The 18,620-nt window shown below is 70.7% G+C and carries 17 protein-coding genes and 2 tRNA genes; 10 read left to right on the top strand and 9 right to left on the bottom strand.

The genetic code is table 11. From position 1 onward, the window contains the following. Nucleotides 1-40: 40 nt before the first annotated feature. From ACZ6SQ_RS13795 to ACZ6SQ_RS13780, 4 genes are all read left to right on the top strand, one after another. Entirely contained in the window at nt 41-820 is a 780-nt protein-coding gene (locus ACZ6SQ_RS13795) for an HAD-IIA family hydrolase (protein ID WP_469560621.1), read from the top strand. A 105-nt stretch (nt 821-925) separates the two neighbouring features. Next, nucleotides 926-1,489 (top strand): hypothetical protein, encoded by a 564-nt coding sequence (locus ACZ6SQ_RS13790; protein WP_469560619.1) that lies wholly within the window; start codon nt 926-928, stop codon nt 1,487-1,489. Nucleotides 1,490-1,494: 5 nt separating this feature from the next. Beyond that, nucleotides 1,495-2,160 (top strand): class F sortase, encoded by a 666-nt coding sequence (locus ACZ6SQ_RS13785; RefSeq protein ID WP_469560616.1) that lies wholly within the window; start codon nt 1,495-1,497, stop codon nt 2,158-2,160. 112 nt (nt 2,161-2,272) lie between these two features. After that, complete coding sequence (locus ACZ6SQ_RS13780; RefSeq protein ID WP_469560613.1) at nt 2,273-3,304, top strand: glycoside hydrolase family 6 protein; 1,032 nt, start codon at nt 2,273-2,275, stop codon at nt 3,302-3,304. Nucleotides 3,305-3,925: 621 nt separating this feature from the next. On the opposite strand, the gene glxA is transcribed toward ACZ6SQ_RS13780, so the two are convergent. From glxA to ACZ6SQ_RS13765, 3 genes are all read right to left on the bottom strand, one after another. Beyond that, entirely contained in the window at nt 3,926-5,863 is a 1,938-nt protein-coding gene (gene glxA, locus ACZ6SQ_RS13775; RefSeq protein ID WP_386379677.1) for a radical copper oxidase GlxA, read from the bottom strand. Continuing rightward, nucleotides 5,860-7,785, bottom strand: coding sequence for a glycosyltransferase family 2 protein (locus ACZ6SQ_RS13770; protein WP_389327450.1), 1,926 nt, complete (start codon nt 7,783-7,785; stop codon nt 5,860-5,862). Before ACZ6SQ_RS13770 ends, glxA begins: the two co-directional genes overlap by 4 nt. 347 nt (nt 7,786-8,132) lie before the next feature. Next, nucleotides 8,133-8,206 (bottom strand) — tRNA-Lys (locus ACZ6SQ_RS13765). A 184-nt stretch (nt 8,207-8,390) separates the two neighbouring features. Here ACZ6SQ_RS13765 and ACZ6SQ_RS13760 point away from each other — a divergent pair. The 4 genes from ACZ6SQ_RS13760 to ACZ6SQ_RS13745 all read left to right on the top strand — a co-directional run bounded on the left by ACZ6SQ_RS13760 (nt 8,391) and on the right by ACZ6SQ_RS13745 (nt 12,364). Then, entirely contained in the window at nt 8,391-9,695 is a 1,305-nt protein-coding gene (locus tag ACZ6SQ_RS13760; protein WP_469560609.1) for a peptidoglycan-binding protein, read from the top strand. Between the two features lie 84 nt (nt 9,696-9,779). Beyond that, on the top strand, nt 9,780-10,901 hold the full coding sequence (locus ACZ6SQ_RS13755) for an SPFH domain-containing protein (protein ID WP_469560607.1): 1,122 nt from the start codon (nt 9,780-9,782) through the stop codon (nt 10,899-10,901). A 298-nt stretch (nt 10,902-11,199) separates the two neighbouring features. Next, nucleotides 11,200-11,805, top strand: coding sequence for a lytic polysaccharide monooxygenase auxiliary activity family 9 protein (locus ACZ6SQ_RS13750; RefSeq protein WP_386379673.1), 606 nt, complete (start codon nt 11,200-11,202; stop codon nt 11,803-11,805). Nucleotides 11,806-11,908: 103 nt separating this feature from the next. Then, entirely contained in the window at nt 11,909-12,364 is a 456-nt protein-coding gene (locus tag ACZ6SQ_RS13745; protein ID WP_469560604.1) for a hypothetical protein, read from the top strand. Nucleotides 12,365-12,422: 58 nt separating this feature from the next. On the opposite strand, the gene ACZ6SQ_RS13740 is transcribed toward ACZ6SQ_RS13745, so the two are convergent. The 6 genes from ACZ6SQ_RS13740 to ehuB all read right to left on the bottom strand — a co-directional run bounded on the left by ACZ6SQ_RS13740 (nt 12,423) and on the right by ehuB (nt 16,453). Continuing rightward, nucleotides 12,423-12,496 (bottom strand) — tRNA-Lys (locus ACZ6SQ_RS13740). A 100-nt stretch (nt 12,497-12,596) separates the two neighbouring features. Then, on the bottom strand, nt 12,597-13,355 hold the full coding sequence (locus ACZ6SQ_RS13735; protein ID WP_469560601.1) for an IclR family transcriptional regulator: 759 nt from the start codon (nt 13,353-13,355) through the stop codon (nt 12,597-12,599). 195 nt (nt 13,356-13,550) lie between these two features. After that, on the bottom strand, nt 13,551-14,321 hold the full coding sequence (gene ehuA, locus ACZ6SQ_RS13730; RefSeq protein WP_469560977.1) for an ectoine/hydroxyectoine ABC transporter ATP-binding protein EhuA: 771 nt from the start codon (nt 14,319-14,321) through the stop codon (nt 13,551-13,553). After that, a complete protein-coding gene (gene ehuD, locus ACZ6SQ_RS13725; protein ID WP_469560599.1) occupies nt 14,272-14,922 on the bottom strand; it encodes an ectoine/hydroxyectoine ABC transporter permease subunit EhuD in 651 nt (216 codons plus the stop codon). Before ehuD ends, ehuA begins: the two co-directional genes overlap by 50 nt. Further along, a complete protein-coding gene (gene ehuC, locus ACZ6SQ_RS13720; RefSeq protein WP_469560595.1) occupies nt 14,919-15,566 on the bottom strand; it encodes an ectoine/hydroxyectoine ABC transporter permease subunit EhuC in 648 nt (215 codons plus the stop codon). Before ehuC ends, ehuD begins: the two co-directional genes overlap by 4 nt. Further along, a complete protein-coding gene (gene ehuB / locus ACZ6SQ_RS13715) occupies nt 15,563-16,453 on the bottom strand; it encodes an ectoine/hydroxyectoine ABC transporter substrate-binding protein EhuB (protein ID WP_469560592.1) in 891 nt (296 codons plus the stop codon). Before ehuB ends, ehuC begins: the two co-directional genes overlap by 4 nt. A 221-nt stretch (nt 16,454-16,674) precedes the next feature. Here ehuB and ACZ6SQ_RS13710 point away from each other — a divergent pair, with 221 nt between their 5' ends. Together ACZ6SQ_RS13710 and ACZ6SQ_RS13705 are read left to right on the top strand one after the other, a co-directional pair. Beyond that, complete coding sequence (locus ACZ6SQ_RS13710; RefSeq protein ID WP_469560589.1) at nt 16,675-17,349, top strand: aspartate racemase/maleate isomerase family protein; 675 nt, start codon at nt 16,675-16,677, stop codon at nt 17,347-17,349. A gap of 161 nt (nt 17,350-17,510) precedes the next feature. After that, nucleotides 17,511-18,605 (top strand): LLM class flavin-dependent oxidoreductase, encoded by a 1,095-nt coding sequence (locus ACZ6SQ_RS13705; RefSeq protein ID WP_469560587.1) that lies wholly within the window; start codon nt 17,511-17,513, stop codon nt 18,603-18,605. Nucleotides 18,606-18,620: the final 15 nt, after the last annotated feature.

Below are 18,620 nucleotides of genomic sequence, written 5' to 3'. Positions count from 1 at the left end.
CCCAGCAATGCCCGTACGCAACGCCAGGAGACCGAGCAACATGGCAGACCGCAAGCCCATCGAGTCGTGGCTCACCGACATGGACGGCGTCCTGATCCACGAGGGCGTCCCGATCCCCGGCGCCGACGCGTTCCTGAAGAAGCTCCGCGAGTCCGGCAAGCCCTTCCTGGTGCTGACCAACAACTCCATCTACACCCCGCGCGACCTGCACGCCCGGCTGAACCGCATGGGCCTGGACGTCCCCGTGGAGAACATCTGGACCTCCGCGCTCGCCACCGCGAAGTTCCTCGACGACCAGCGCCCCGGCGGCACCGCCTACGTCATCGGCGAGGCCGGCCTGACCACGGCCCTGCACGACATCGGCTACGTCCTCACCGACCACGACCCGGACTACGTCGTCCTCGGCGAGACCCGCACCTACTCCTTCGAGGCCATGACCAAGGCCGTCCGGCTGATCAACGGCGGCGCCCGGTTCATCTGCACCAACCCCGACGAGACCGGCCCCTCCACCGAGGGCCCGCTCCCGGCCACCGGCGCCGTCGCCGCGCTCATCACCAAGGCCACCGGCAAGCAGCCGTACTTCGCGGGCAAGCCCGACCCCCTGATGATGCGGACCGGCCTGAACGCCATCGGCGCCCACTCCGAGACCAGCGCCATGATCGGCGACCGCATGGACACCGACGTACTGGCGGGCATCGAGGCCGGCATGAAGACCTACCTGGTCCTCACCGGACTGACCGGCCCCGAGCAGATCGAGAACTTCCCGTACCGCCCGTCCCGGGTCGTCGACTCGATCGCGGACCTCGTCGAGCGGATCTGAAACCCGCCCGGCGGGCGAACACACCCGTTCGGAGCAGCCGGACCCCCTCCGAGGATGCGGGGTCCGGCCCGGCGGGGGAGTCTCCAGATATCTGGAGGTTCCACGATGAGTCACCTGCGCATCACTTTCTGTGCGGCGGTCCTCGGCCTCACCGCCCTCGGCATCCCGGCCGCCCACGCGGCGGACCCGGGTGTCTCGATCCGGCCCCAGTCCCCGGCACCCGGCGGCGAGGTCGCGTTCAAGGTCACCGGCTGTTCCGGCAAGACCGGCAGCGCCAGCTCCTTCGCCTTCGTCTCCGACGCCCGCCTCACCGGCTCCGAGGGCACCCTCACCGGTGAGACCAAGGTGCGCTCCGAGGTCGACCCCGGCTCCTACGAAGTGACGATCATCTGCGGTGACATCCGCGGCAAGGGCTCGATCACCGTCACCGCGCACCCGTCCGCCCCCGCCTCCCCGATCGCCCCCGTGCGCGCGGGCGGCGGCGGGGCGTCATCGGGGCTCGCGTCCGTCGACGCCCGTACCGCGGACGGTCCCGGCGTCGCCGAGACGATCACGGGGCTGCTCCTCGCGGGCAGCGCCGCCGCGGCCGTCGTCCTGCTGCCCCGCGCCCTCGGCTTCGCCCGCTCCGGCAAGACCTCCGAGGCCCGGCGGAGCCGCGGACGGAAGTGACCGCCATGTCCGGTCCAGAACGCGCCTCCGGCACCGGCCGGTTCCTGACGGGCCTGGCCTGGGCGGTCCTGCTGTTCGCCCTGTGGCTGTGGGGCCAGCAGATCACCGGTGCCCGCAACGACACCGCGGCCCCCGCCACCGGCGACATGGCCGCGGTCGGCCGCCCTCCGCAGGACGACCTGCCGGCCGCGGTGAAACCCCTCGGCGACGCCCTCCCGCAGCGCGTCGACATCCCCGGCCTCGGCATCCAGGCCCCCGTCGTGGCCCGCGGCCTCGACGGGGACGGGGCCGTGGACCCGCCGCCGTTCGACCAGCCAGGCGTCGTCGGCTGGTACGCGGGCGGCGCCGCGCCCGGAGCGCCCGGGGCCGCGGTACTCGTCGGCCATGTCGACACCGAGACCCGCCCGGCCGTCTTCTACAAGGTCAGTGCCCTCGTGCCGGGCGAGACGGTCCGCGTGGTCCGCGACGACGGCACGGTCGCAGAGTTCACCGTCGACGACATCGACGTCGTCACCCGCGACCACTTCGACGCCCAACAGGCCTACGGCGTAAGGGAGAAGGGCCGCGCCGAACTGAGGCTGATCACCTGTGGCGGCACCTTCGACAGAGCGAGCCGCAGCTACACCGCCAACGTCATCGTCTCCGCCTATCTCACCGGAACCGGCGCATGACCTGCCCACCTCGGTGTAACGGGTCATGGACAAGACCCGTCCGACCTCGTGACCCTCCCGGCTCCTATGTCAGGATTGAGCCTTGGAACAAGGCACTCCGAGGGGGAGTTCGATGTCTGGCAAGAGGGGGGCGGGGCACCGTTACGCCTCCGGAGCGCGGGTGTCCGCGGCGGCGCTGGGGGCGGCGCTGCTCGTCGCGGGCTGCTCCTCCGGGGACGGCGGGGACTCCGGCGACGACCCGGGCGCGGCCCGGATAACCCAGCAGCCCAAGGGTGCGAACCCGTTCTGGGTCAACCCGGACAGCAAGGCCGCCGGGGAGCTCGCGTCGCTCGAGAAGGACGGCAAGAAGTCCGAGGCCGAGGGCATCCGGAAGATCGCCGAGCAGCCGATGGGCGAGTGGATCAGCCCGGAGAGCCCGGAGGCCGAGGCGCGCGGCTACACCGAGGCGGCGGAGAAGGCCGACCGCACGGCCCTGCTCGTCCTCTACAACATCCCGCACCGCGACTGCGGCCAGTACTCCGGCGGTGGCGCCGCCGACGGCAACGCCTACCGCGAGTGGATCGACGGCGTCGCCAAGGGCATCGAGAACCGGCCCGCCACGGTCGTCCTGGAGCCGGACGCCGTGCTCCACCTGGTCGACGGCTGCACCCCGGACGAGTTCCACGAGGAGCGCTACGACCTCCTCAAGTACGCCCTCGGCAAGCTGGGCGCCCTGCCCGCCACCAAGGTCTACCTCGACGCGGGCAACGCCGGCTGGGGCCACCCCGACCAGATCTTCGAGCCCCTGAAGTGGGCCGGGATCGACCAGGCCGACGGTTTCGCCGTCAACGTGTCGAACTTCTACACCACGCAGGACTCCATCGCCTACGGCAAGCAGCTCTCCGCCAAGGTCGGCAACAAGCCCTTCGTCATCGACACCAGCCGCAACGGCAACGGTCCCTACGCCGAGGGCGACGAGTCCGAACGGTGGTGCAACCCCCCGGGCCGGGCCCTCGGTGAAACCCCCACCACGAAGACGGCGGACCCCCAGGTGGACGCCTACCTCTGGGTCAAGCGCCCCGGCGAGTCCGACGGCGAATGCAAGGGCGGCCCCAAGGCAGGCGAATGGTGGACCACCTACGCCCTGACCCTCACCAAGGCCTGACCCCCACCCACCGGCTCGCGCAGTTCCCCGCGCCCCCCAAAAGACCGCGCAGTTCCCCGCGCCCCTAAAAGCCGCGCAGTTCCCCGCGCCCCTATAAGAAGGCGCGAGGCCTCGCTTTCTAGGGGCGCGGGGCTGTGTCGATGTGCGGCTCCGCCGCGCGGGCGCGACCAGCCACGACGGCCCCGCACCCGCACGCCTTTGAGGGGCGCGGGGAACTGCGCGAGAAGCGATGACGGACCTGCACCCGACAACAGGCACGCGGAGGCACGCTTCTAGGGGCGCGGGGCTGTGTCGATGTGCGGCTCCGCCGCGCGGGCGCGACCAGCCACAACGGCCCCGCACCCGCACGCCTTTGAGGGGCGCGGGGAACTGCGCGAGAAGCGACGACGGACCCGCACCCGACAACAGGCACGCGGAAGCTGCTTCTAGGGGCGCGGGGCTGTGTCGATGTGCGGCTCTGCCGCGCGGGCGCGAACGGCCACGACGGACCTGCGCCCGACAACAGGCACGCGGGAGCGAAGGGCAGCGTTCACGCGCCGCCGCGGCGGCAAACGCCAACTGCCCACCCCCGCGGAGCGAACCCGCGGGAGCGGACAGTCACGTCACAGACCAAGCCCCCGGCTAGGGAACCCGTACCCACCGAGCCTCGGAAGGCACACCCTCCCCGTCGGAGACGAACAGCATGTACCACCCGGCCTGCACCAGATTCCGGTTCTTCGGCACGGTCACCGTCACCTCGTCCCCCGACACGGAGAAGTCCAGCGCGATCGACCGCTGATCCACGTCAGTGACATGCGTGGACGCCGACGGCCGGATCAACCGCACCGTCTTGACCGACTTGGCGTCCCGGGACGTGAACGTCCCCGACTCACCCCGCTCGATCGACTCGGGCCCGCCGGACAGATCCGGCCGCGCCCCCTGGTACAGATACGGCGGCGTGTAGATCTCCACCCGCTGCTCGAACTTCCCCGGCTTCGTGTTCCCCTTGTCCGCGTACAGCGAGTCGGACCCGAAGAACATCACCCGCCCGTCGGGCAGCAGGATCGACCCGGAGTGGTAGTTGCGCCCCACCAGCGGATCGGCGACCTGGTCGAAGGTGTTCGAGTCCGGGTGGTAGATCCGGGCCTGGAGGATGTTGGACCCGCCGCGCCCGCGATAGTCCTCCGACCCGCCCGACACCAGCACCGTGTCGTCCGGCAGGACCGAGGCCTGCGGGTACCGCGTGCCCTTCTCCATCGAGGGCCCGTCGACGAACTTCGGGTCGTCGGCCTTGAGGTCGACGATCCGGGTCCGCTTGGAGGACTCCCGGGACTCGCCGACACCCCCGCCCCCGATCACCATGTACTTCTCGTCCTGCGCCGGAGGCAGCAGCACGGTCCCCGCCGTCTCCATCTGGTCGGCGTCGCTCAGCCCGGGAATCTTCGTGAACTTGTTGGTGTCCACGTCCCAGACGCCGGGCTCACGCCCCACGTTGTCGGGCCCGTACCCCGCGTTGGCGCCGGAGTAGAAGACCTTGCCGTTCTGCATCAGGAACAGCGCGGGGTACGTCGGGAACTGACGCACCTTCTCCGTGTACGTCCACTTCTTGGTCTCGGGGTCGAAGATCTCGTTCTTCCCCGGCACCAGCTGCCCGATGTCGTCGAGCCCGGACACGCTGAGGATCCTCCCGTCGCTCAGGGTCGTGAGCGTCGGGTACCAGCGCGCCTCGTTCATCGGGTCGACCTTGATGTACTTCTCGGCGACCGGATCGAACTCGTAGGCGTCTCGGATGCCCTGGAAGTCCTTCTTGTCCAGGGCGAGTTTCTGCGCGATGCCGTAGGTGTTGCGCGCGGCGGCGCCGCTCAGGCCCTGCACGCGGTAGTTGTCCTGCGTGCCGGTCTCGTGCTTGGCGCCACTGCGCTGGGCCTCGACGTAGATACGCCCCAGACCGGGGTCGTTGCGCAGGAACTCGCCCGTGACCGGGTCGAAGACCTTCTTGGCGCGCGGCACCAGCACCGGGTCCTTGGAGACGAAGGTCTTGCCGTTCGCCTTGCCGGTGAACTTGGTGCCCGCGGGCAGCGTGATCGGCTTGTCCGGGTTCTCGTTGTGGACGATCATCAGGCCGCCGGCCTTGGTGACATCGCCCTTGAGCTTCTCGTACCGCTTGGTGCCGCCCGCGATCAGCAGATTGCCGTTGGCGAGCTGGGTGTGCCCGGTGCAGAACAGGTCGCTCGGCGTCGGCACCTTCTTGATGGTCCCCTTGACCGGGTCCCAGATCCGGGTGTCGAACTTCTTCGCGTCGAAGTTGTCCTGGTTGTTGCCGGACCCCGCGACCAGCAGGATCTTGCCGGTGCGCAGCAGTGCCGCGTGGATGGTGTTCTGCCGGTACTCCTCCGGGAACTCCACGATCTCCCAGCGGCCGTTGGCGGCTTTGTACTCGGGCTTGTCGATCTGGTACTGGTGGTATTTCTCGGTGCCGAAGCGGTAGAGCCACGGCCCGTTCATCCCGGCCAGCGCGAGTACCACCGCCGTGCCTATCGCGAGTCGACGGGCCCGACGGCGGCCTGCACGGTCGTTCATTCCTTACGTCCCCCAAGGGCGATCTGCATGGTCTGGTCGGTGCCCCCGTGCGCTGCGGGCCAGCCCTGCTGGGGCGGGTGCGGAGCGGTGTGCGCGGGCCCGGCGTCCGGCGCGCCCGTGGCGGGCGGCTTCGCGGCCTGGCGCAGCTCGTAGCGCCAGACGAAGATCGGCGTGGCGGTGATCAGCAGCGCGAAGCACGCCCAGATGATCATCGCGGGATGGGCGTGGCCGAAGACGAAGCCGGCGGCGATCGAGCCACCGAAGATGGCGATGAAGTACCAGTGGTAGCGGAAGGTGCCGAACCACCGGTCCGGGCTCGCCGAGTCGCCCTTGGGGGTGACCACGAACTTGCTCTTGCGGCGCAGCGCGGAGTCGATGAGCGCCTTCGCGTAGAGCGGCGCCGACAGCGCGGACATCACCATGCCGGCCACACCGCCGGAGCCCTCCGGCTCGTGCGGCGAGACGTTGTGGCGGCGGTTCCAGATGTACAGGCCGATCTGGAGCGCGGAGGCGTTGCCGTACAGCATCAGCCACACGGTCGGGTCGATGTTCACACCCGAGGCGCCCAGGCCCAGGAACAGCGCACAGCTCAGGGCCGCGAGGATCCAGTTGAGGGACGAGATCGGGTAGAAGATGATCATCATCGTGTAGTTGAAGAGCTTGCCGGGGGGCATCGTCCCCCAGCCCCTCCAGTACTGCTTGAGGATCGTCTCGTACGTACCCCGGGACCAGCGCATCTGCTGGGTGAAGAAGTCGGTCCAGGCGCTCGGGCCTTCACCGACGGCCAGCACGTCGGGCGTGTAGACGGAGCGCCACTTGCGGCCCGTCGCCGGGTTCTTGTGGCGGTGGATCTCGAACCCGGTCGCCATGTCCTCGGTGATCGAGTCGTACAGGCCGCCGATCTGCTTGAGCGCCTTGATGCGTACGGCGTTGGAGGTGCCGACGAACATCGGGGCGCCGTAGCGGTTGCCCGCGCGCTGGATCAGGGCGTGGAAGAGGAACTGCTGCGACTCGGCGGCCTTGGTGACGAAGGTGTCGTAGTTGCCGTACACCTGCGGGCCGATGACGAAGCCGATGTCCGGGTCGCGGAAGAAGCCGAGCATCCGCTCCAGGTAGTTGGGCAGCGGGATGTGGTCGGTGTCGACCGAGGCGAAGAAGTCGTAGTCGTCGCCGTGCGCCTCGAGCCAGGCGTTGTAGTTGCCGTGCTTGGTCTTGGCGCGGTGCGGGCCCTTGGCCTGGTTCCACTTGGCGACGCCCTTGCGGGAGAAGTGGTGCACGCCGAGCCGGGCGCACACCTCCTTGACCTCGGGGTCGTCGCCCTCGTCGAGCAGCCAGACGTGCATCAGGCCCCGGTGGCGGATCTTGACGGCCGCCTCCAGGGTCTTCGTCACCATCTCCAGCGGCTCCTTGCCGGGCACGAAGGAGGTGAGGAAGGCGACGCGGGTGCCGGTCTCGGGAACGACCGGGATCGGGTCGCGGGCAACCATGGTGGCGTGCGCGTTGGACACCACGTTCATGCAGCGGAAGGTCTCGATCAGACCGATCGAGACGAGCATGACGATGTCGAGGGCCGGCAGGAAGTCGTAGGCCGGGTAGTCGCGTTCCGTCCAGTGCTCGGGCTGCAGCAGCCAGAACAGCAGCACCAGCGAGAGCACCGGCGCGGCCATGAGCATCAGGGCCACCCGGATGCGGTGCGGCTCCTGGGAGATGAGCGAGCGGTACTGCACGCGGTACGGCTTGTTCGGGTCCGGCTGGGTGAGGGGGCCTGCCAGCCTGCTGTAGTGCTCGTAGTCGTAGCGCGGCAGCGTCTTCTTGATCCGGCGGAAGGCGCCGGTGTTGCCCGTCCGATGTGAGACCGCCCTGAGCTGGGTGGTCTGGGACGGGTCGGAGTTCCCGTGGGCGCCCGCAGGCGTCGACGTCATGAGTCATCCCCCCACACGCAGGTCACCGCGTGTCTGTCGGTTCCTTTCGCCTGAGATCGGTCCCCCTCGACCTGCTCAGGCGTGTCTGTGGTGGGTCCATGTCACCACGCCATCCACACCTTATAGACATGGAAACCTGACCCTCCGGTTGCATGATGCCCCCCTCGGCAACGGTTCGGGAACGAGTCATACGACCCGCCCGCCGCGCAACCGCTTTCCGCGCCGTCCCCGGTGGCGCGTTCTGTGCCACAGCCTCTTGCCCGTCAGGGTTCTACGCCGTTCGGCATGATCGCAAGACGCCACGCACAAGAAGGCCCCCCGCAGCTGCGGGGGGCCTTCTTCGTCTGTGCGCCGCCAGGGACTCGAACCCCGGACCCGCTGATTAAGAGTCAGCTGCTCTAACCAACTGAGCTAGCGGCGCCTGCTGACATCATTAACTCTACATGACCACCGGACGTGCTCCCGACCACCTGTGAGGGGGCCGGAACCCCGGCGAGGCCGGGTACACCATTCGGACCGTCAGCATGCGCACCCATAAGTCAGTTGGGAAACTGGGCAATGTGCACAGGCCTGGACAATTCCACCTGGGGTGTGAGGAGAATCGCATGGGGACTCCGGAGGCTCCGGTCTTCGAGGAATTCGATCCCGCGAGCGACTGCGACTGCCCCGGCTGTGCCGGGCGCGTCCCGCCGCGGTCCGCGGCGGCCGGCCACCCGGCCTCGCACCGGGTGCTCGCGGTGGCCGCGGTCGCCTCCGCCGCCCTCGGCGCCGGCCACGCGCTCCCGGCCGTCGCCGCCCCGCACGCCGCCCAGCACCCCGGCGCTCCCGTCGGCGACGAGCCCGAGACCCCGCAGGGCGCCACCTCCCCGCTGTACGGCCCTACCGGCCGCCCGGCGGACCCGACCGAGCTCCAGACACCCGAGATCACCCGCGCGGAGATCATCAACCGGGCGAAGCAGTGGGTGGCGGCGCGCGTCCCCTACAGCATGACCGCCTACTGGCCCGACGGTTACCGGCAGGACTGCTCGGGCTTCATCTCGATGGCCTGGAGCCTTCCGGGCAACGAGTGGACCGGCAGCCTGCACCGGTACGCGGACCGCATCACGAAGGAGGAGCTCCAGCCCGGCGACATCCTGCTGTTCCACAACCCGGCCGACCCGCAGCGCGGCTCGCACGTCACCCTGTTCGGCGGCTGGACCGACTACACCCACAGCTACTACATCGCCTACGAGGCGACCCCGCCGCGCGCCCGCAGACAGGCGACGCCGTACCCGTACTGGAGCCACGCCGACAAGTACCTCGCCTACCGGTACAAGGGCGTCGTCCCCGGCACGGGCGCCGGCGGTTCCGAGCCGGAGCCCGAGCCGGAGGTGAAGTCGCCCTATCCGGGGCCGGGCTACTTCGGGACCGGCGCGAACAACGAGTACGTCACCCAGCTCGGCCGCATGCTCGTCCAGCGCGGCGCGGCCCGCTACTACACCTCCGGGCCCGGCCCGCGCTGGTCGGACTCCGACCGGCGGGCGACCCGGGCGTTCCAGCTGGCCCAGGGCTGGAAGGGCGCGGAGGCGGACGGGCTGCCGGGGCCGCACACCTGGTCCCTGCTGACCGGCGGAAAGGGACGGGACATCACCGGCGGCGCGGCGGGCCCGCCCGCACCCTCCTCGCCGAGGGTCCCCCCGTTCCCGGGACGGGACGTGTTCCGGCCCGGCGCCGACAACGCCTACGTCACCCAGCTCGGACAGCGGCTCGTGACGAAGGGGTTCGGCAGGTACTACACCACCGGGCCCGGCCCCCGCTGGAGCGCGGCCGACCGCCGCGCCGTCGAGGCCTTCCAGCGCGCCCAGGGCTGGCGCGGCAGCTCGGCGGACGGCTACCCGGGGCCGGAGACCTGGCGGCGGCTGTTCGCGTAGCGGGGCCCCGTGGCTCTCCCGAGCCACGGGTTCCCGGAACCACCCACTGTCATGACGCATCTGGCGCGGAGGCTGGAGGCACGCATGAGTACGACCACTTCTCCCACTCCCGAGTCCGGACCGCCCGAGGGCGCCGGGCCCCGGCCGGGCCGGCTCATCCAGAACGAGGCGACCACCGAGATCCCCGTCCACCTCCTGTTCCGCGACGAACCGGACCCGGAGCCGGTGCCGCTCGGCCCGGCGGTGGTGGCGCGCCGCCAGGGCACGGGCGAACAGCCCCGGGTGCGCAGGCCCATCGCGGCGCAGGTCCGCCCGGTGCCGCAGGTCGATCCCGACCTGGCCGAACGGCCCGCCCGGGTGCTGCCCGGGGCCGTGGGCATCCTCGCCGGGGCCTGTGGGGCGGCGGGCTGCGCGGTCACCTCCTGGTGGTCGGGCGCGCTGCCGCCGGCGGTGGTGGAGGCGCTCGGTCTGCCCGTGTCGGCGGCGGCCGGGCTCGGCCCCGCGCAGTGGGCGGCGTACGCCGGGGCCGGGGCGCTGGGGCTGTTCGGCGTGGGCGGGCTGGCCCGTGGGCGGACCGGGCGGGCGTGGGTGCTCGGGCTGTTCGGCCGCTACCGGGGGACCGTCCGGCGCACCGGTCTGATGTGGGTCAACCCGCTGCTGCTGCGCCGCCGGGTGGACGTCCGGCTGCGGCACTGGCGCAGCGAGGTCCTGCCCGCGGCCGACGCGAGCGGGGTCGCGGTGCGGGTGTCGGTGCTGGTGGTGTGGCGGGTGCGGGACACCGCGCGGGCGGTGCTCGGGGTGGAGGACCACGAGACGTATCTGCGCGAGTGCGTGGAGGCGGCGCTGGCCCGGGTGCCGGTGGAGATGCCCGGCGGGGCGGGCGGGTCGGTGGCGGCGACGGGGGAGGCGCTGAGCCGGCTGGTCGTGGCGGAGGCGGCGCCGGTGGGGCTGGAGGTGTTCTCGGTGCAGCCGGTGCGGGTGGAGTATGCGCCTGAGGTCGCGGCGGCGATGCATCGGCGGCGGATCGCGGCGCTGGACGCGCGTCATCGCGCGAGTGTGCTGACCTCGGTTGTCGACTCGGTCGAGGACACGGTGACGCGGCTGACCATGCGGGGGCTGGTGGAGCTGGACGACTACGAACGCAAGGCCCTGGTGAAGGATCTGACGGTGGCGTTCTGTGCGGGGCGTGGCGAGCAGTCGCCCTGAGACGGGGAGGGGTGCGGGGGGTGTGTGGCGGGGGCCGGGTGCGGGTTGTCCGTGGCTGGTCGCGCAGTTCCCCGCGCCCCTCAAAGATTGCGCCGTTCCCCGCGCCCCCAAAAGACTGCGCCGTTCCCCGCGCCCCCAAAGGACCGCGCGCCCTCGAAAGATCGCGCCGTACCCCGCGCCCCTGAGAGGCCGGGGTCTGTGATTGGTATGGACATGTTCAACTAACCGGAATACTCTGCTACTTGGTCTAGACCTGCACGGCTCACTGAACTTCCCCACGTTCTCCAGGAGCGGCAGTATGCGCAAAAAGACCAAGTTGTACGCCGCCGCGGTGGGTCTGGCCACCACGGGAGCGATCGTGCTCTCCTCCGGCGGCGCCAGCGGTCACGGTTACACCGACCTCCCCATCAGTCGGCAGAAACTCTGTCAGAACGGCACCGTCACCGGCTGCGGCCAGATCCAGTGGGAGCCGCAGAGCGTCGAGGGCCCGAAGGGCTTCCCCGCCTCGGGTCCCGCCGACGGGACGATCTGCAACGCGGGCCTGGGCCAGTTCGCCCCGCTCAGCTCGCCGCGCACACCGTCCGGCGGTGCCTGGCCGGCCACCAGGGTGACCGGCGGGCAGAGCTACACCTTCCGCTGGCAGTTCACCGCCATGCACGCCACCAGCGACTTCAAGTACTACGTGACCAAGCCGGGCTGGAACCAGAACCACAACCTGTCCCGGTCCGACCTCAACCTCACGCCGTTCCTGACCGTGCCCTACAACGGTCAGCGGCCTCCGTCCACGCTCTCGCACAGCGGCACGCTTCCGACCGGGCTCAGCGGTCGGCACGTGATCCTCGCGGTGTGGACGATCGCCGACACGGCCAACGCGTTCTACGCGTGCTCGGACGTCACCTTCTGAGGGTGACTTGAGCAAATCCTCGACCCCCCGCGGGTACGTTCCCCCTGCGCCGGTACAACCGTGCCGGCGCAGGGGAGCGTGACACGACTTCGGGGGAAGCGTGATGGACGTACTTTTCTTCCTGGTTCCCAGCCTCATGATCGCCGTCGCCCTGTTCATGGGGTACCGCGTGGTGCGGCGCTGGCTCCAGCTCAGCGCGGCCTGGAACAGCGGCCTGACCGCCGAGGCCCGCTGTCTGCGCACGTACACGACCACGTACGGCGGCGGTGGCGACACCTCCGTGCGCACGGCGATGCACCACGTCTACGAGTTCACCGCCCGCGACGGCCGCGTCGTCCGCTTCGAGGAGGAGGGCGGCCCGGGGACCGTCGTGGAGGGCGACTTCGTGACCGTGCGCTACGCGGAGGGCCCGCAGGTGGTGGCCACGGCGCTGCCCCCGAGGCACGGCAGGGCGGCGGCGGGAACCATGGGCACCCTGGTGTTTCTCGGCGTGTTCGTCGCGTTCTGCGTCGGCTTCATGGTCACCTACGCGACCGCGTTCCACGGCTTTCCCGGCTGACACGCTCGCGCCGGGCACGAGGAAGGGCCCCTCGCTCTCGCGAGAGGCCCTTCGTCTGTGCGCCGCCAGGGACTCGAACCCCGGACCCGCTGATTAAGAGTCAGCTGCTCTAACCAACTGAGCTAGCGGCGCATGACCCTCGCCTTCCGCTTCTCGCGGCCGACGACGAAGAAAATACTACCCGGTCCCGGGGGATGCTCCTGACCACCTGCCCCGGGACCGTTCCCGCACCTCAGATGGCCAGTGACAGCAGCACCGGGGCCGCGTTCCGGTTGAGGGTGTCGGCGGCCTGGCGCAGCCGGTGCGCGTGCTCCACCGGCAGGGACAGCGCGAGGCAGCCGACCGCGGAGCCCGCGGTGATCGGCACGGCCGCGCAGACCGTGCCGACCGCGTACTCCTGGAGGTCCAGCACCGGCACGGTCGGCGGCTGGGCCTCCAGGCGCGAGAGCAGCAGCTTGTCGCTGGTGATCGTGCGCGAGGTGAGGCGGGCCATCTTGTGGCGGGCGAGATGGTCGCGCCTGCCGTCGTGGTCGAGCTGGCCCAGCAGGCTCTTGCCGACCGCGGTGGCGTGTGCCGACTGACGGAAGTCCACCCACTCGTTCACCGCGGGCGTGGCCGGCCCGTCGGCGTACTGGGTGACCTTCACCTCGCCGTCGACGTACCGGCTGATGTAGACGGCGGCGCCCACGGAGTCCCGCAGCCGGTTCAGGGTCCGCTGGAGCTGGTCGCGCAGGGCCTCCTCGTGCCGGTGTGCCGAGCTCAGCCGGGCGAGGGCGTCGCCGGTGACGTACGCCCCGTCGGCGGTCTGCTCGACGTAGCCCTCGCGACGCAGCATCCGCAGGAGCGTGGTCAGTCGCTCCTGCCCGATCCCGGTCTCGCGGGCGAGTTCGGCGTCGGTGACGCCGGTGCTGTGCCGTGCCACGGTCTCCAGGACGCGCAGGGCGCCCTGTGCCGAGTGGTACGGCGCGGTCGGCTCGTGCTTCAGCGCCACGGTTCCCCCTGCGGTCGCTTTTCCTGGCCGTGATCCGGGTGTCGGATCCACTCAACGATAACCGTCAAACGGCCGATGTGGAGCGGTTGTTGGCGAGAAACGAGCCCTCTCAACTGGGACAGCGGCACACTGGCATATGCCAAAGTCATGCCCCATTGTCGAGACCTGGGGTGTTCGGCCGTTCACACCCTGTCGTCACAGGACCGCGCCGAGAAATTCCCGGGTCCGCTCCTGCTCGGGCTCGCTGAAGATCTTCTCCGGCGGACCGGACTCCACGATCCGGCCCGCGTCGAACATCAGGACCTGGTCGGAGATGTCCCGGGCGAAGTTCATCTCGTGGGTCACGCACAGCAGGGTGATGTCGGTGCTGCGAGCGACGTCGCGCAGGACGTCCAGGACGCCCGCGACCAGCTCCGGGTCCAGCGCCGAGGTCACCTCGTCGAGCAGCAGCACCTTGGGCCGCATCGCCAGCGCCCGCGCTATCGCCACCCTCTGCTGCTGGCCGCCGGACAGCCGGGCCGGCTTCGCGTCGCACTTGTCGGCGAGCCCGACCAGGTCCAGCAGCTCCCGCGCCCGCTCCTCGGCCTCCTCGCGCGACTGGCCGAGCACGGTGACCGGGGCCTCGGTGATGTTGCGCAGCACGGTCATGTGCGGGAACAGGTTGAACTGCTGGAACACCATGCCGATGTTCCGCCGCACCTCGCGGCGCTCTCTCTCGGAGGCCGGGAACAGCTGCCGCCCGTCGACCGCGATCGTGCCCGAATCGGGCTCGGTCAGGGTCATCAGCATCCGCAGGATCGTGGTCTTGCCGGACCCGGACGGCCCGATCAGGGTGACGTGGTCGCCGGCCTTCACCTTCAGGTCCAGGCCGTCCAGGACGGTCTGGCCGCCGAACTTCTTCGTGACATTGCTGATCTCAACGGACAAGGCGTCGCTCCAGGGTGCGCAGGAGTACGGAGGCGAGATAGGAGACGAGGACGAAGGCCACGCCGATCACGGTCAGCGGCTCGGTGAAGCGGAATTCCTGCTGCGAGAACAGCCGCGCCCGGCCCAGCATGTCCAGCACGGTGATCGTCATCAGCAGCGGTGTGTCCTTGAGCATCGCGATTACGTAGTTGCCGAGCGCGGGGACCACCCGGCGCACGGCCTGCGGCAGGATCACCGCGGTCCAGGTGCGGCGGCGCGGCAGGCTCAGCCCGGTCGCCGCCTCCCACTGCCCGGGCGGCACGGCGTCGATGCCGGCGCCGTAGACCTGCATCGTGTACGTCGAGTAGTGCAGCCCGATCGCGAGGACGCCGGTGGTCAGCGCCGAGAACGCGAGGCCCCACTCGGGCAGCACGTAGAAGAGGAAGAAGAGCTGCACCAGCAGCGGGGTGTTGCGGACGAACTCCGTGACCGCGCCCACCGGCCAGCGCACCCACCGGGTCGGCGTGCGCATCAGCAGCGCCCACACCAGCCCCAGCGCGAACGACACCAGCGACCCGAGCGCGAGCGCCTGCAGGGTGACCAGCAGCCCGTCCCAGAAGTGCGGCATGAAGTCCCGTACGGCGTTCCAGTCCCAGTTCATCGGGCCACCCCTGCCTTCAGCCGGTTCTCCAGGCCCTTCATCAGCCGCGTGAGCACGAAGGCGATCGCGAAGTAGATCAGGAGGATGTACGCGTAGATCTCCGAGCTCTCCTGGAGCGCGAGCCGCACCAGGTTGCCGCTGAAGGCGAGATCGCCCATGCCCATCACGGACACCAGCGCGGTGCCCTTGAGCAGCTCGATCAGCAGGTTGCAGAACGGCGGCACCATCTCCGGGACCGCCTGCGGCAGCAGCACCAGCCGCATCCGCTGCCAGGGCGTGAAACTCAGCGCGATGCCGCCCTCGTTCTGCGCCGGGTCCACCGCGTTCAGCGCCCCGCGCACGATCTCCGAGCCGTACGCCCCGTAGGTCAGGCCCAGCGCGAGCGTGCCCGCCCACAGCGGCACCAGCTGCCAGCCGAAGGCGACCGGCAGCACGAAGAACACCCAGAAGATCATCACCAGCGCGGAGGTACCTCGGAACACCTCGGTGTAGAAGCCCGCGAGGAAGCGGACGAACCACCGGCGGTGCACCCGGGCGACCCCGACGACGAAGGACACCGCCGCGGCCAGCAGCGCGCTGAGCACGAGCAGTTGGAGCGTGGTCCAGGTCCCCTTGAGTACGAGTTCCCACAGTCCCGCGGTCATGAGCGGCACAGCTCCTTCGCGGTCATATCGGTCATCTCGGCCTCGGTGAACGCGAACGGGCGCAGCACGCGCAGCAGTTCACCGCTGCGCTTCAGCTTTCGCAGCTCGGCGTTGAAGGCGTCCCGCAGCCGTGTCTCGTCCCGCCGGAAGGCGAACGCGCCGCCGTCCACATGGGGTTTGCCGTCCACGAGAGGCGCGAACGGCTTCGTAGCCTCGGCCTTGGCGGACTTCTTCACCACCTCCCGGGCCGTGATGGCCGTCCCCGCGAACACGTCGACCCGGCCCGCCTCGACGGCGTTCAGCCCGGCGACCTGGTCGGGGACGATGAGGATGTCGCTCTCCTCGTATCCCGCGCCGACCGCGTAGTCGATCTCCGCGTACCCGGTGCCGGTGGCGAAGCGGGCCTTCTTCTCGACGACGTCCCGGTAGTCCCGCAGGCCCATCGGGTTGCCCTTGCGCACGATGAACGCGTCGAGCATCTGGTAGTCGGGATCGGCGAAGAGGACCTGCTCGCAGCGCTCCGGGTTGACGTACATCCCGGCCGCGACGACGTCGAACTGCTGCGAGTTGAGGCCGGGTATGAGCGAGCCGAACTCGGTGGGCACGGGCTGCACCTCGGGCACGCCCAGCCGTTGGAAGACGACCTTCGCCAACTCCGGTGCCTCGCCGGTGAGACGGCCGTCGGTGTCGATGTACCCGAACGGGATCTCCCCGGCTATCCCCAGCCGCACGACCCCCTGGGCCCTCAGCCGGGCCAGCAGGTCACCGCCCCGCACCCCGGACGCGGTGGCCACCCTCGAACATCCCGCGACCCCCAGCGCACCGGCCGCCGCCACCCCCGCGAGCAGCGACCGACGAGATCTTGACGTGCTGTGTGATCGAACCATGGCGGCGCGGCTACCCGGGGCCGCTCCGGTTATGCCCCCGGAACCCCGGGCACGGGGCGGCGGATTCGTGACCGGTCGGTGTGCGAACCGTGGAGGGAGACTGGGAGCGGGACCGGGAGGGCGGTGTCGCCCGACCGGGTGAGCGTGGTGAGGGCACCCCGTCCACGGGGTACCCGTCCGCCGGGCCATTACCGCCCCACGACGGCAGGAAGGCACAGGACATGACCGCACTCGGAATCCTCCACCCGGGCCACTCGGCCGACGACGACTACCCGCGTCTGGAGCAGCTGCTGGGCAGCGACATCAGGGTGGACGTCGTCCGTGCGGACATCGACGACCCCGAGCCGCTCGCGCGGGCCGTGGAGCAGCTGCGGCTGGCCGGGGCGGAGGCGGTGGTGTGGGCCGGCACCCGGGAGAGCTTCACCCCCGGGTGGAGCGACGCCCAGGGCCGGGTCCGCGCCCTGGCCATGACCGCGGGGCTGCCCGCCTCCTCGACCTCCCTCGGGTTCGTCCACGCCGCGGCGGAGGTGGCCGCCCGCCGTGTCACCGTGGCCGCCCCCTACACCGCCACCGAGGCGGCCGGTTTCGCCGGCTTTCTGCGGGCGGGCGGGCTGGAGGTGACCGCCGTGCACGCCGAGACCGCCGCTGGCTGGGACGAGGCCCGTCTGCTCGCCCTCACCCGTGCCGCCGACACCCCGGACGCCGAGGCCGTGCTCGTCCCCGGCACCTCCCTGCGCACGGTCGCCCACCTCCCGGCCCTGGAGGACGCCCTGGGCAAGCCGGTCCTCACCGCCCACCAGGTGACCGTCTGGGAGGCGCTGCGCCTGACGGACCGCAGGGTGAACGCCCCGAGGCTGGGCGCGCTGTTCACCCGGGAGCCGATCGTCCAGGTCTGAGACGTGCGTACGGCCCCCCGGGAGGTGGTCCGGCGGCCGTATGCGGCCCGGTTGCGGGAGGCCGTCCGGTTGCGGGATGCGGTCCGGTGGCCGGAAATAAAACGGAGACAGTCTCCTGTTAACGACCGAAGGACCAGGCGAGCAGCACACAGGAGGCACCCGTGACGGCAGACGAGATCCGCGGAACGATCCACGGAACGGCCCCCGTCCCCCTGTCCGTACTGGACCTGGTCACCGTCGGCGCGGGCCGGACCGCCACCGACGCCCTGCGCACGAGCGTGGCGCTCGCCGGGCTCGCGGAGTCCCGCGGCTTCCACCGCTACTGGGTGGCCGAGCACCACTCCATGCCCGGTGTGGCCTCGTCCTCCCCGGCCGTGATCCTCGCCCACCTCGCCGCACACACCGACCGCATCCGGCTCGGCTCGGGCGGTGTGATGCTGCCCAACCACGCCCCGCTGGTCATCGCCGAGCAGTTCGGCACGCTGGAGGCGATGGCCCCCGGCCGGATCGACCTGGGCCTCGGCCGCGCCCCCGGCACGGACGGCGCCACCGCGGCCGCGCTGCGCCGCTCCGACACCCTGGACGAGGCCGCCGACGCCTTCCCCCAGCAGCTCGCCGAGCTGACCCGGTTCCTGGACGACGACTTTCCCGACGGCCACCCCTACCGCCGTATCCACGCCGTTCCCGGCCCGGTCCAGGCGACCTCGCCGGGCGGGGTGCAGTCCGCGCACCGCCCGCCGGTCTGGCTGCTGGGCTCCTCCGGCTTCAGCGCCCGGCTCGCCGGGACGCTCGGGCTGCCGTTCGCCTTCGCCCATCACTTCTCGGCGCGGAACACCGTCCCGGCGCTCGACCTGTACCGGGAGTCGTTCGAGCCGTCCGCCGTGCTCGCCGAGCCCTACGCCCTGATCGGTGTCTCCGCGCTCGCCGCGGACGAGGAGCGCGAGGCCCGCCGCCAGGTCAGGGCGGCCGCGCTCGGCATGATCCGGCTGCGCACGGGCCGGCCGGGCCTGGTGCCCACCCCGGAGGAGGCCGAGGCGTACGACTTCAGCCCGCTGGAGCGGGAGTTCATGGACTCCTGGAACGCCAACGTCGTCCACGGCACGGCCGACGAGGTGCGGGCGGGCCTGGACGAACTCCACAAGCGCACCGGCGCCGACGAGCTGATGCTCACCGCCAACGCCCACAGCGGCGAGATCCGGCTGCGCTCCTACGAACTGATCGCCGACGCGTACGGCCTGCCGAAGCCGGCCGCGTAGGTCGGGCCGGTCCGT

Source organism: Streptomyces sp. NPDC048600, assembly GCF_055587025.1.
Note: the sequence above shows the minus strand (reverse complement) of the source record. Positions and strands in the feature narration are given on the sequence as shown.